The following is a 14,089-nucleotide window of genomic DNA, read 5'->3' as shown; positions in this document are numbered from 1 at the left end:
TATAATATCTTTTATATTAATTATATATTAAGTTTTTTTATAATATAAACATAATTACTATTAATAATATTATTCATATTATTATAAGAGGAATATAAATGGGAACTGAATTTTTAAAAATAAAAGAATCTGAGGAAGCCAAGGAAATTATAAGCGAACTATATGAAAAATACTATACTCCTCAAAGTGAAGAGATAGACATTAGTGATGCTTATAATAGAGTGATTTTCGAGGATATTTATAGCCAAATTGATTTTCCACCTTTTGATAAAGCTTTAAAAGATGGGTTTGCTATAAAATCTGAAGATAGCTTTGGTGCATCTGAAGAAATGCCAAAAACATTAGAAGTTATTGATTTTCTAGAAGCAGGATCTATAACTGAAAAAGAAGTCGAAAATGGAAAAGCTATTGAAATCAGTACTGGTGCTGCAATGCCAAAAGGTGCAGATGCTGTTGTAATGGTAGAATACTGTGAAAAAGGAGAAAACGAAGTAAACATTTTAAAAAGTGCAACACCTGGACTTGAAGTAGCTAAAAAAGGTTCTGATACTGAAAAAGGAAAATTAATCCTTAAAAAAGGAGATGTTTTAACCCCTGGAAGAATTGGAGTTCTTCTTTCACAAGGATTCGAAACAGTTAAAGTTTACAAAAAACCATCAGTTGGAGTTATATCCAGTGGAAATGAATTAATAAATCCTGGTGAAGAATTAACTTATGGTAAAATTTATGATGTTAATGGAAACATGATTAAAAGTGATTTAACATCTGCAGGAGCCGAATCAAAATTCTTAGGAATTATGAAAGATGACTATGATGAAGTAAAAACCACAGTTCAAAATGGTTTAAAAGAATGTGATGTATTAATCTGTTCAGGTGGAACTTCTGCAGGTCTTGGAGACATGATAAAACATGTAATTGATGAATTAGGAGAAGTACATGTTCATGGAATCTCAATACAACCTGGAAAACCAACAATTGTTGGAATTATTGATGATAAATTTATAATAGGACTTCCTGGAAATCCAGTTTCTGCAATAATGATATTTGATGTCTTTGTAAAACCAATTGTGGCAAAATTAGCTGGACGTAGCTATGAATTTGAGAAAAAAGTTATTAAAGGACAATTAACAAAAAGAATACATTCACCAGTTGGAAGAATGCAATACCAATTAGTTAAAATTGATGGTGAAAATATTGAACCAATCTTTAAAGATTCAGGAGCAATATTCTCTCTTTCAACAGCAGACGGATATGTTAAAGTTCCAAAGTCTGTTGAACTTATAGATGCTGGAGAAGAAGTTGAAGCATATTTATTTAATTAAATAACAGGTGAAATAATGGATTTTGAATGTAAAAAAGTACCTGATCAAAAATTAGCAGTTATCAACTACAAAGGACCAATAACCGATATGGATGTTTTAGTTTCTAAATTGTTAGGTTGGGCAGAAAGTGAAGAAATAAAAATAGAAAGTGAACCATTTATTATTTATTATTCTCCAAGACATAGTGTCAATGAAGGAGATGCAGTATATGATGTGGGAATTGTAATAGATAGTGAAGAAGAACCTGAAAGAAATGATTTAATAAGAGTTGTAGACTTATTTGAACATGAAGTATTAAGTGCGCTCCATAAAGGTTCAACAGACAATATTTTAGAAACCTATGAAAAAGTAGTTGAATACTCCCAAGAGAATAACTACGATATTATTGGTTCTCCAAAAGAGATATTACATAAAAGTTTATACAATTGTGATGATGAATCTGAATACATCACTGAAATTCAGTTACCTATTATAAAAATGTGAAAATAAAAGGGGTTTAATCAATGCCAAGACGAGAAGATCCCAATAAAGAAACATTAGATAGACTTTCTAAAAAGACTAATTTGAATATAGTTAAATCTAGGGCATCTTATGAAAAACAACTTGAAAAAATAGATGCTGAAATTGAATCTTTATCTAAAAGACAATTAGAAGGATTTGATGAAAAAACAGAATTATATTCAAAATATCTAAACATTGACAAAACAGATTATACAATCGATAGATTGAGAGAAAAATTAAGAAAAATATAAGATTTAATCTTTATATTTTTCAACTATTTCTTTAAATGCATTGGCAATATAGTCTCTTTGAGATTCAGTCATGCCATAAGTACTGCATTTAAACCATTCAGTTTGTCCTCTTTTTATACCAACAATATGCTTATTTTTAAGTTCCTCATACAAATAGAAACCTTTTCTAGGGTGTTTTTTAGCTATTTCATTTAATATTGGTGTATCAAATCTAACTAAATCATGTTCTGTTGGTGTTACACCTATTTGAGTAATACCTTCAATTTCTGTAAGATTATCAACAAATTTTCTAGTTAAAGCTAATTCTTCATCCCATCTATTAACTCTTTCAACAACTGCTGGGAAAGATGCCATTAAAGTAACAATAGGAGCACCTCTGGAAGTACAACCCAATAGTTCAACTTCTTTATTGGTATGTGTTTTGGAACGAGCAAGCATGTCTTCTGCAAATTCTTCTTTTATTCCTAAAACACCAATAGGTCCAGAAGCACTCATACTTTTATGTCCACTACCTACTACAAAATCAATATCCCATTCATTTGCTTTAATAGGAAGCCTACCCATACCATATGCTGAATTCAAAAGAGAGATTACACCCAATTTTTTACATAATTTACCAAAGCCTTTAGCATCAGTAAGATTCCCATAATCTCCATCAACATGAGTTAATAATGCTAGTTTAATTTCTCCAACTTCATCAATAGCATTTTCCAAGGTTTCCCTGTAAGCATCCATTGTAATTTCTGCTCTTGAATCTCCAGAATTAGGAACTTTGATTACATTTACACCTGCTCTTTCAGCTGCCAAATAGCTAGTATAATGTGCATTCCCATCAACAACAATAGTATCTCCAGGTTCACATATCTTATTAATTACAGTATATTTTCCTTCACGTGCACCATGAGTTGTTCTTACATAATCTGCATCAATAAACTTTGCTAAATCTTCAAGAAACATCTCAATTCCAGGTTTGTTTACTTCATCTAACCTTCCAGCACAGTAGTCACATACACTGTAACCATCTCCAAATTCAAATAATGCTTCTCTAGCTTCAGGAGTTAAAAGTCCTGCTCTTTGAAGAGGATTTAAATTTAAATTTTCTCTTTCCATTGTTCTTGTTAATTTATAATCATGACATTCCATTTTTACACCTACTCTTGACCAACCACTCTTAAATTATGAACTAAAATTTGTGGAATTATGAATGAACCATATTGTTTAATTTCAGAATTAACTTTTTCACAATCTTTTAATAATTCAAATATGTTACCAGAAATCATAGCTTTTTTAATAGGAGAACCAATATCTCCATTTGATATTTCAAATGCATTACTTACTTCAACAGAGAAATCTCCTGAAATTGGGTTTGCAGTATGAGCTCCTAAAACACTGGTAGCTAAAATACCATCAGCCATATCACTTATTTCTACAGAATCTTTAAAATCAAATATTAAATTAGATGGAGAAACACTAGGAGTTCCAGAAAATGAACCTCTATATCCATTAGCTGTACTTTCACAACCTTCTTTATTGGCTGTGTAAATATCATATAAAAATGATTTTAAAATACCATTTTCAACAAGAGATGTTCTGCAAGATACAGTACCTTCCCCATCAGTATTGGAAGAACCTAAAGCACCTTCTAAAGAATTATCATCAATTATAGAAAGATTAGGACTTACAATTTCAGTGTTTAACTTACCTTGTAAAATAGATCTTCCCCTTTGAACATTTTCAGCAGAAAAAGCTGAAATAAAAGTTGAAAGTAAACCAACAGCAGCATGATAATCTAAAATCACATCTTTATTAGCGGTTTCAATATGTTTACCACCAACAGAATCTTTAGCAAGCTTGCAAACATCTTCAGCTAACTTATCACCATCAATGTTAAATGTTCTTGAAGATTTTGAATCATAAGCTGTAGATACTCCTTCACCATCTTCAACATTAACAGACAATCCTACACCATATCCAGTTCCTTTATTTGAAACAGATACTCCATTTGAGTTTAATATAACATCTTCATATTTTGATGCTGAAAAACCAGAAGAAGTTACTTCACATCCACTATCTAAAGCAGTGTTTATAACACTTTTCAAATAGTCAATTGCTTCTTCAAGAGATAAATCATCATATTTTTTGTCAACAAGCCCTTTAATTTCTTTTACTTTACCAGGTTGTGAAAATGCAAAGTTTTCATCTGATTTAGTTAATTTAGTATTGTCAATAGCTTGATTAATAGTTTGAGTAATTTTATTTAAATCAGAGGTAAATGCAAATCCTACTTTATTATCTTTTATAACACGTATTCCTAATCCTTTACTAATTTCATCCTTTGCAAAGTTTAAGTTATCCATTTTAGAATCAAGACTTATACTATTAGACTGTGATATAAATATTTCATATTCATCACAAAGTTTGGATACTTCCTTTTTGACATCTTCAGCTAATTCTAATAACATTTTTACCCCTTATTTAAAACAAATTTTTCAACAGCTTCTTTAACTCCATCACCATATGGTTTTTCACAGATATAATCGCTAATCTCTTTTAGTTCATCTTCTGCATTTGAAACAGCTACTTTAAGACCAGCTACTTTAAGAAAATCTTCATCATTCTCACTATCACCAATAGCCATTACATGATTAATATCAATATTAGTTTCTTCACATAAAAATTTTAAAGAAGAACCTTTGTTCACTCTAATATCAGTAATATGAATTGCAAAGCCACTATCATAAATTTCAATTTTATCTAAATCTTCAAAATCTTTAAGAGCATCTAAAATAATTTGTTTATCAATAGTTTTGTAAAATACTGTTTCACTTTCCCTATACTCTTCATCAGAAGATAATGATGAATCTAATTTAGCCCCTAATTTATTATAAAGATGGTCAACAGCCTTACTAACATATTCCTTTGAGACTAACTTTTTAACTCTATCATTGTTATAAGACTCTTTAAAAACTACACCACCATTTTCAGCTACTACACCACCACTACAACCAATAAGCACCGCAGTTGCATAAGCATAGTTAACAACATTGCCAGTAACTATAATTACGGGAACATTATTCTCTTCTGCAAGTCTTAAAGCATCAATAGAAGATTTACAAAGTTTTCTTGTATAATCAGTTATTGTTCCATCAATATCAACAGCTATTGCTTCAATTTTAACCATATTTATCATCTATCTTTTAGCATATCTGTGAGCAATATTACATGTTCCTTCTTTACTTACCATACATGCTCCAATTGGATGTAAAGGATTGCATTCATTTCCAAATAATTTACAGTCTTCAGGTCTTGCCATTCCTCTTAAAATAGGGCCGCAAATACAACCTTTTGGTGCTTCTGTTACATCTTTAACTTCAATATCATATTTCTCACGAGCATTATATTGGCTGAATTCATCCTTAATATCTAAAACAGAGTTAGGTATTTTAGGAAAACCTCTCCATTCTCTGCTTTCAACTTGGAATACCTCTTTAATAGCTTCCTGAGCAATAACATTTCCTTCTTCACGAACAGCCCTATGATACTCATTATCAATTTTGGGAGTTCCATTTTTAACTTGACGTAAAATCATGTAAACAGACATTAAAATATCTAATGGATTGAAACCTGCAACTGCTTGAGGAATATTGTAATCAGTTGAAAAATACTTGAAAGGTTCAGTTCCAATAATTGTACAAACATGTCCTGGTTCAATTAAAGCATTTAAATTGGTTTGACCAGAATTTATTAAAAAATCAATAGCTGGAGGAATTAATCTATGACATGAGAGTACTGAGAAGTTTTCAGGAGGTTCATTTAATATCTCTGCAGCAGTTGTTGGTGCAGTTGTTTCAAATCCAGCAGCCATAAAGACAACATCATTATCTTCTTTTTCAGCTATTTCAATTGCCTTGTTAATACCATAAACTACCCTAACATCCCCACCTTCAGCTTTTGCATCAGCTAAAGAACTATTTGAACCTGGTACTCTTAACATGTCTCCAAAAGTTGTTATAGTAACTCCTTTTTCTACTAATTCAAGACATTCATCAATTTCACGTGATGGTACAACACAAACAGGACAACCAGGACCTGCAACAATTTCTACTTCCTTAGGCAAGAGAGTTCTAATCCCATTTTCCATGATTGTATGTTCATGAGATCCACAAACGTGCATTATTTTTATAGGAGTAGCTAATTTTTCAATTCTTTTAATTAGCTCTTTTGACATATTCATCATTATTTAACACCAGCATATATTTCAATAAACTTATTATATTATATTTAATATATTATTAATGTATAATTAAAAAATTTTGTTAATTTATATAGGGATAAATATGTTTAATAATAATAAAATTTTGGTTGTTATTCCAGCAAGGGGAGGATCCAAAGGAATTCCCCGTAAGAATATTAGATTATTAGGTGAAAAACCATTGATTTCTTATGCCATAAATACTGCTAAATCTTCACAATATGTTGATGATGTAGTTATTACCACTGAAGATCCTGCAATAGCTACAATGGCAGAGAAATTCGGATGTTCTACACTTAAAAGACCTGTCGAATTATCTGGTGATGAAGTACCATTAGATCCAGTTATTTATGATGCCGTAATTCAAAAAGAAAAACAAGCATTTGATGAGTATGATTTAATTGTAACACTTCAACCAACTTCCCCACTTCTAAAAACAGCTACACTAGATGCAGCTATTGAAAAATTTGAAGATTTTGATGTTCACACTGTTGTATCTGTTGTTGATGATAGACACTTACGTTGGGGATATGATGAAGCAAACCAACGCTACTTCCCTCTTTATCGTGAAAGAGTTAATAGACAATATCTTCCTAAAAGTTATAAAGAAACTGGAAGTTTGTTAATTACTAGAAGAGGTTATTTAACTGAAGAATCTCGTTTTGGCGAAAATATTGATATTATTGAAACTTCTACAGAAGAAAGTATCGATATTGACACATACCAAGATTGGTGGATTGCTGAAAATTATTTAAACAAAAGAAAAATAGCTATTGTTGTAAATGCTTATGATGAAATTGGAACTGGCCATATTTACAGATGCCTTTCAATAGCTTCCAAACTTGTTTTTGATGATGTGGTATTTATTTTAAATAAAGAACATCAACTTGGAATAGACATTGTAAAATCATATAATTATCCTTATATAATCCACGATGACAAAGACGAAATCTATGAAACATTAAATAAAATAAACCCACATATTGTTATAAATGATATTTTAGATACTTCTTTAGAATATATAACAAAATTAAAAGAAGCAGGATATTTTGTTATTAACTTTGAAGATTTAGGAGAAGGTATTCAAGCAGCAGATTTAGTATTTGATGCATTATACGAACATAACTTAGATATCCCTAACGTTCATGTTGGACGTGAATATTACATATTAAAAGATGAATTCTTCTTCCAAAATAGAAAAATCATCACCAAGGATATAAACAATGTATTGATTACATTTGGAGGAACTGATCCAAACAATTTAACTGAAAAAGCATTGCAAGCAGTTATACATTCAGGATATGATAAAACAATTACAGTGATTTTAGGAATGGGTTATCCAAATAAACAGGATTTAATTGACAAATACTCTGTTTTTAACAATATCATAATCTATGAAAATGTGAATAATATGAGTGAACACATGTTTAAAGCAGATATTATCCTTACTTCTGCAGGAAGAACCATGTATGAAGTTTGCTCAATTGGAGTTCCATGCATCTGTCTTTGCCAAAATGAACGTGAACAGACACATGTATTTGGAAACCACCAAAATGGATTTATGAACTTGGGATTAGGAAGAGATTTATCTGTTGAAGATATTTCTAAAGAATTTAGTAATTTAGTTGAAGATTACGACCTTAGAACTTACATGAATCAAAGGATGTTATCCATAGATTTAAGACATGGATTTGAAAATATCCAATTAATTATCAAAACAGCTTACAGTCAATTTGAAAGAAGGAATGATAATAATGAATATCTTCAATAAAAGACCTTTTTTAATAGGTGAAATTGGAGTAAATTTTTATGATATAGCTAAAAAAGAGAATATTACTCCAATGGATGCTGCTAAATTAATGATTAAAGAAGCAAAAAATGCAGGTATCGATGCAGTTAAATTCCAAACATACAAAGCAGAAAAAATTGCATCTAGAAATTCCCCCGCTTACTGGGATTTAGATGAAGAACCTACCACAAGTCAATTTGAGCTATTTAAAAAATTTGACACCTTTGGTCCAGAAGAATACAGAGAACTAGCTGAATACTGCAGAGAAGTTGGAATAATGTTTTTATCAACTCCCTTTGATTTTGAAGCTATTGACTTCTTAGATGATTTAATGGATGTTTATAAAATCTCTTCATCTGACTTAACAAATATCCCATTTATTAAAGCAATAGCATTGAAAAATAAACCAATTATCCTTTCTACTGGGGCATCTACACTAAAAGAAATAAAAGAAGCAGTGAATGCAATTGAAGAAGTAAGTAATGTAGATATTGGATTAATGCATTGTGTCCTATCCTATCCAACAAAGGACGAAGATGCTAACCTTTTAATGATAAAAGATATTAAAGAACAATTTGAAGGTTATGACATTGGTTATTCCGATCATACAAAACCTGACGATAAAATGTTAATTCTTACAACTGCTTACCTTTATGGTGCAAACATTATAGAAAAACACTTCACATTAGATAAAACATTAACTGGAAATGACCATTACCATGCAATGGATGTAGAAGATGTTAAAACATTTAATGAAAATATTGAGCTAATCAACAAAATCAAAGGTAAAAAAGTAAAACAACCATTAGTCTGTGAGTCATTATCTAGAAAAGAAGCTAGAAGGTCTATTGTTGCATCTAAGGACATCAAAAAAGGAGAAGAAATAACAAGAGACAATATTACATTTAAAAGGCCAGGAACTGGAATATCTCCTTCAAAAGTAGATGAGATTATAGGCATGAATGCAAATGAAGACATTACTGAAGATACTCTTTTAACTTATGAAATGCTTGAATAAATGGTGTTTTAATGGCTGATAATGTAAAAGATATTTGTAATATTTTCTTTGACTTAGAAGATAAATACAAATTAAACTTTCTGGAAATTCAAGGTACTTATCCTTGGCAGTTAATAAGAATTTTTCTTTATTATCATATTACTGGAAAGAAGAAACTTTTTGGATCAGCACAGCAGCAAAACCTTTCATTATTTGATAAAATCAAATCATTTATGCCATTTATTAAAAACAGCATACTTTATAATCCATTTAAAGGAAATGAAGAGAAAGAAATTCTTATTTTTGACCATCCTAGAAAAACTTTGTTTCAAAATGAATATAAAGATATTTATAGCTATTTTTTAGTCGATTTATTAAAAGGAAAATATTCTTTTGAGGTAATGGAGTCCCCATATCTAAATAAACACTATGCAAAACATGAAGATTACATAAAATACACTGATAGAATTCAATTAGGTTCTTATGCATATAAAAAAAGAAATAAAATTAAGTATAGTGAAAAAGAAATATCCATTATTTCAGAAATTCAAGAAGAGCTTGAAAACAGATTTAATTTAAAGGTAGACTTATTCACAATTATAACAAACCATATTTTAAACTACAAATATGATTATAAGAAATATAAAGAGTTATTTGAAAAAAGAAAACCAAAAATGATATTTGTAGTTGTTGCTTATGAAAATAAAGCTATTGTCTCTGCTGCAAAAGACTTAGGCATAGAAGTTATTGAATTACAGCATGGAACTATCAGTGATTATCATTTAGGATATAGTTATCCTGAAAAAACAAGGACATTCAATGGAAAAGTTAAAGAGATTGCATATTACCCGGATAAAATACTTACTTTTGGAGATTATTGGATAAATAATGAAGTCTCCCCCATAGAATCTGAGAACATAATTCCAATTGGATTTCCATATTTTGAAGCTCAATCAAAGGAATTTATGAATAAAAATAATAAAACAAATAAAATAATTTTCATATCTCAGGGAGTGATTGGAAAATACATGTCAGAAATAGCTTACGATGCTGCTATTAAGTTAAAAGACTATGAAATAATCTACAAATTACATCCTGGAGAATATATGACTTGGAGAGAAAATTATGATGTTTTAAACAAAGCATCTGAACTTGATAACTTCAAAGTCGTTGACAACAATAATATTCCACTATACCAAATGTTTTCAGAGTCAGAAATCCAAGTTGGAGCATTTTCTACTGCAATATACGAAGGATTGATGTTTAACTGCAAAACATTCATCTTAGATTTACCAGGAGTGGAATATCTTGAAGATCTTATAGAAAAAGGATATGTTTGTAAGGTAACAACTGGTGATGAACTAGTAGAAAACTTAAAAACTTTTAAACCAACAAAATATGATAAAAATTTCTTCTTTAAGGATTTAGATGAAGAATCATTGAATAAATTGGTGAAAAAATGAATGAATATGTTCAATTCATTAAGAGAATAGGAATTGTTGGAATAGCCAACATCTTAATTTCACTTAGTGGACTTATTTTCATTCCCATAATTACAAAGAATTTTTCAACAGCAGAATATGGTATTTGGGCACAGGTAAACACATTAATCGCATTAGTCCCAAATATCGTGAATTTAGGTCTACCTTACACAATGGTACGGTTTTTAGCTTCTGAAAGAGATAAATCCAAAATACGAGAATCATTTTATTCAATGATGCTTGTAGTGCTCTTATCCACCATTATAATGGCATTAGCATTTATCATATTCGCACATCAAATAGCTGGATCTTTATTTGAAGGAAATATGCAAATAATGTATATAGTTATAATAATATCCTTCTTAGCTTGTATAAATTTAATGTTTTTAAGCTATTTCAGAACTTTCCAGAGAATTAAACATTACAGTCTCTTCTTAGTTCTACAAACATATATCGGTGTTGGAGTAAGTATCCTATTAACTGCCCTTAATCAACCTATAGAAATGGTGGTTTTAGGTTTATTAACCGGTTATTTAGCAGTGTTCATTATCATGGGATCTTTAATTGTGAAGTATTTAGGTTTAAACTTTAAAATAAAGAAATTAACTGAAGAACTTAAATTTGCAATACCTACAGTACCAAGCAATGTTTCATCATGGGTTGTTGACTCAAGTGACAAATTTGTAATTGGTATTATTTTAGGCGCAAGTGCTGTAGGTTGCTATTCACCAGGGTATGCATTAGGAAGCATTCTTTTAATGTTTTTATCCCCATTTGCTATTCTTCTACCTGCAGTTCTTCCACAGTATTATGATTCTGGAAATATGCAGAAAGTAGATACTTTTTTAAGATATTCCCTTAAGTATTATCTTGTATTTACAATTCCTGCAGCTGTTGGAATGTCAATCCTTTCCAAACCATTATTATTAGTCCTAACAACAGATGTTATTGCAGCACAAGGATATCTTGTAACCCCTGCAGTAGCATTAGGTGCCTTATTTATGGGAGTTTATGGAATTACAAATAATATTTTAATTTTGGAGAAAAAAACCAATATTTTAGGACATTTATGGACAGGAGTAGCTATTTTAAATATTATTTTAAATATAATTATGGTTCCATATCTAGGAATATTTGGTGCAAGTATTGCAACTCTTATCTGTTATATCATGGCATTTGCTGTAACTGTCTACCATAGCAGAAAATATGCAAAACTTCCTTTTGATTATAAAGCAATAGCTAAAATAATAGTTGCCTCTGTAATAATGGGAATCTTTGTAGAAATAGCTCATCCAACAGGACTTGTCAACATCATAATAGTTGTTGCAGTAGCTGTTGTCATTTACTTTGCAGCATTATTCTTAATAAAAGGAATAAATAAAAAAGAAATAAATCTATTTAAAGAAATGCTTTAATAAAATTAGTGAAATTTACCTTCTCTTTTTAATTTTTCATAGTGATCAATATCACGATATTTAAAAACTTTAGCAGGATGCCCTCCAGCTATTGCATATTTTGGTATATCTTTAACAACAACACTTCCTGCCTGTATAATAGCCCCTTCTCCAACTGTAACACCTGGTAAAATAATAACCCTATTTCCTAACCATACATTTTCCTCAATAACAACATCTTTAGAAATTATAGTGTCATCATAAGGTATTGCATCACCAAAATCATAATTGTGAATACTTGAGATAATCATACATTCAATTCCAGAGTGAAAATTATCTTTAATTGTAATATTTCCATTACCCTGAATTTTCATGCCATTAAAGTTAATATTATTACCTAAACTGGTTTTAGGAGTAACATAACTAGAACCATTAACTTTTAAATTGATTCCACAAGTTTTAGCTATTCTTTTTACTTTAAAGGAATATATTTTTCTTTTAATATTTTGAATAGAACTACTTAATGAAGGCATATTAACACCTTAAAAAAATAAAAAAAAGTTAAAATTCTGTAGAACAGTCTGCAGAATATTTACTAATTAAAACAGCACATTTATCAATAGTTTCAGGGTCAAGTTTAATTGTACCATATTTAATTTTGTGTAATAACTCATCAATGAATAAATCTTCATCAGTTAATGGAGTGTTTATAACCACCACTTCATTATTAACAAAACCCACTAATGGCTCAACAAAACAATTTTTAATACCATTTAAACTAAGGAAGTTAATTAAAAGTTCTCCTAATTTTAAAGCTTTCTGTTTAACTGCATTATCTTTAGGAAACTCGGTCTGTTTAGTTGTATATCTAAATAACTTTAAACCACGTTTAGTAACAACTTCTTCGATTTTATTATCATCAATGGAACCTATTAAACTGTTATTTTCATTATCAGAATTTAAAGTAGTTTTAGAATTGTATTTCTGAGAGATGATTGCATATATCCCAGAAGGCCCTACAATTAAATGATTAATTCCTGATTGAGCTTTTGGTATCCTTACATCGTAGAAAACATAGTATTCTTCAGGAAGAGTTAAAATATGTTCACGAATAACTCTGCTTCTTTTTTCAGTTTCTACATCATCCCTAGTTTTATATATTCCATAACAGAGGATGATAACACCAATGAATAATGCAACAATACCCAAACCACTGTTAACTAAAAATACCTCAATTATTCCTGCAATAAATAAAATTGCACCTACAACAAGAACAACATTATTTCTATTTAATTCAGATATTTTAGTAGATAAAGTTTTAATTTCTGGAAGTGGCTCATTAATTGACATTTCATTCATAAATTTATCAAAAGAACCATCAACCAATTCTTCATCAGTAAGATAATATTTCATAACACCTTTAAAGAATTCTTCTTTAAGATAATCTTTTAAGACATTATAATCATCAATAGTTGGAACAGAAAATTCTTTTTCAAATTTAGATAAAACAGCAGGAGAAATTGTAGTTCTTGCAGTAGAAACAGGTGTTTCTTGTTTTAAACTAGTTTCTTCCTCTTCTTCAGCCACTTTATGCAAATGTTCTTCAGAAAAAAAGTCTCCTAACTTAGAAGGTAAAGAGCGGATATTTTGTTTTGTTGCAAATTCAGTACTCTTAGATTCTTGAACTTCTTCATTAACAGGGATGCTTTGATTTGATTCAATTGTGTTCTTGATTTGTTGTGTTTTCCTGTCTTCAAGTATCTGATCCAACTCTTTATTTAACTCTGAATCAAGATATCTTAAAGATCCCCCACAACTTTCACATTCATAGTCCAAAATATTCTCATCTACCCCAATATTATATTTTAAACCACAATCTTCACATTGTACAATATAAGAGCTTTCATAAGAAGGAGCAGTAGGAATATTAGAATCATCGGACTCCAAATCAGAAGAATAATCATCACAAAGCTCCAAATCGCCAGCGCATGATGTACACTCAAAGGTACTAACATCATCATTATCATCTAATTGATATTTAGCGCCGCAACTTTTACAACATACAACTTTCATATTATCCTCTTTAATTGTTGTTACAATAT

13 protein-coding genes are annotated in these 14,089 nt (G+C 29.8%); 7 read left to right on the top strand and 6 right to left on the bottom strand.

The features are described from left to right. The first annotated feature begins 98 nt into the window (after positions 1-98). Genes MBBWO_RS03705 through MBBWO_RS03695 form a run of 3 tightly spaced genes read left to right on the top strand, consistent with a single transcriptional unit; the run spans position 99 to position 2,074 of the window. Positions 99-1,322, top strand: coding sequence for a molybdenum cofactor synthesis domain-containing protein (locus tag MBBWO_RS03705; protein ID WP_116669538.1), 1,224 nt, complete (start codon positions 99-101; stop codon positions 1,320-1,322). A 15-nt stretch (positions 1,323-1,337) separates the two neighbouring features. Next, the gene (locus tag MBBWO_RS03700) at positions 1,338-1,805 is read left to right on the top strand and encodes a GyrI-like domain-containing protein (RefSeq protein WP_116669537.1); all 468 of its coding nucleotides are present in this window, start codon (positions 1,338-1,340) and stop codon (positions 1,803-1,805) included. A 20-nt stretch (positions 1,806-1,825) separates the two neighbouring features. Further along, the gene (locus MBBWO_RS03695; protein ID WP_116669536.1) at positions 1,826-2,074 is read left to right on the top strand and encodes a hypothetical protein; all 249 of its coding nucleotides are present in this window, start codon (positions 1,826-1,828) and stop codon (positions 2,072-2,074) included. A gap of 3 nt (positions 2,075-2,077) precedes the next feature. Here the strand turns inward: MBBWO_RS03695 and pscS are convergent, their stop codons facing one another. From pscS to hypD, 4 genes are read right to left on the bottom strand one after another with little or no spacing between them, the layout of a single operon-like run. After that, positions 2,078-3,217: an O-phospho-L-seryl-tRNA:Cys-tRNA synthase gene (pscS, locus tag MBBWO_RS03690; RefSeq protein ID WP_116669535.1), complete on the bottom strand. Its 1,140-nt coding sequence runs from the start codon at positions 3,215-3,217 to the stop codon at positions 2,078-2,080. Positions 3,218-3,225: 8 nt separating this feature from the next. Then, positions 3,226-4,536 (bottom strand): TldD/PmbA family protein, encoded by a 1,311-nt coding sequence (locus MBBWO_RS03685; protein ID WP_116669534.1) that lies wholly within the window; start codon positions 4,534-4,536, stop codon positions 3,226-3,228. Between the two features lie 2 nt (positions 4,537-4,538). After that, complete coding sequence (locus tag MBBWO_RS03680; protein ID WP_116669533.1) at positions 4,539-5,255, bottom strand: phosphoglycolate phosphatase; 717 nt, start codon at positions 5,253-5,255, stop codon at positions 4,539-4,541. Positions 5,256-5,264: 9 nt separating this feature from the next. After that, on the bottom strand, positions 5,265-6,311 hold the full coding sequence (gene hypD, locus MBBWO_RS03675) for a hydrogenase formation protein HypD (RefSeq protein WP_116669532.1): 1,047 nt from the start codon (positions 6,309-6,311) through the stop codon (positions 5,265-5,267). Positions 6,312-6,411: 100 nt separating this feature from the next. Between hypD and MBBWO_RS03670 the strand changes: the two genes are divergently transcribed. The 4 genes from MBBWO_RS03670 to MBBWO_RS03655 are packed head-to-tail and all read left to right on the top strand — an operon-like array spanning position 6,412 to position 12,008. Beyond that, positions 6,412-8,097, top strand: coding sequence for a cytidylyltransferase domain-containing protein (locus MBBWO_RS03670; protein ID WP_116669531.1), 1,686 nt, complete (start codon positions 6,412-6,414; stop codon positions 8,095-8,097). Next, positions 8,081-9,133 (top strand): N-acetylneuraminate synthase family protein, encoded by a 1,053-nt coding sequence (locus MBBWO_RS03665; protein ID WP_116669530.1) that lies wholly within the window; start codon positions 8,081-8,083, stop codon positions 9,131-9,133. The genes MBBWO_RS03670 and MBBWO_RS03665 overlap by 17 nt, the downstream gene beginning before the upstream one ends. 11 nt (positions 9,134-9,144) lie before the next feature. Then, positions 9,145-10,575, top strand: coding sequence for a sialyltransferase (locus MBBWO_RS03660; RefSeq protein WP_116669529.1), 1,431 nt, complete (start codon positions 9,145-9,147; stop codon positions 10,573-10,575). Further along, complete coding sequence (locus MBBWO_RS03655) at positions 10,572-12,008, top strand: oligosaccharide flippase family protein (protein ID WP_116669528.1); 1,437 nt, start codon at positions 10,572-10,574, stop codon at positions 12,006-12,008. The genes MBBWO_RS03660 and MBBWO_RS03655 overlap by 4 nt, the downstream gene beginning before the upstream one ends. A 5-nt stretch (positions 12,009-12,013) precedes the next feature. On the opposite strand, the gene MBBWO_RS03650 is transcribed toward MBBWO_RS03655, so the two are convergent. Beyond that, positions 12,014-12,520, bottom strand: a complete 507-nt coding sequence (locus MBBWO_RS03650; RefSeq protein WP_116669527.1) for an acyltransferase — start codon at positions 12,518-12,520, stop codon at positions 12,014-12,016. Positions 12,521-12,548: 28 nt separating this feature from the next. Continuing rightward, complete coding sequence (locus tag MBBWO_RS03645; protein WP_116669526.1) at positions 12,549-14,060, bottom strand: nuclease-related domain-containing protein; 1,512 nt, start codon at positions 14,058-14,060, stop codon at positions 12,549-12,551. Between the last annotated feature and the right edge of the window lie 29 nt (positions 14,061-14,089).

The sequence above is a fragment of the Methanobrevibacter woesei genome (assembly GCF_003111605.1).
GTDB classification, from domain to species: domain Archaea; phylum Methanobacteriota; class Methanobacteria; order Methanobacteriales; family Methanobacteriaceae; genus Methanocatella; species Methanocatella woesei.
This window is presented reverse-complemented; position numbering and strand designations above follow the sequence as displayed.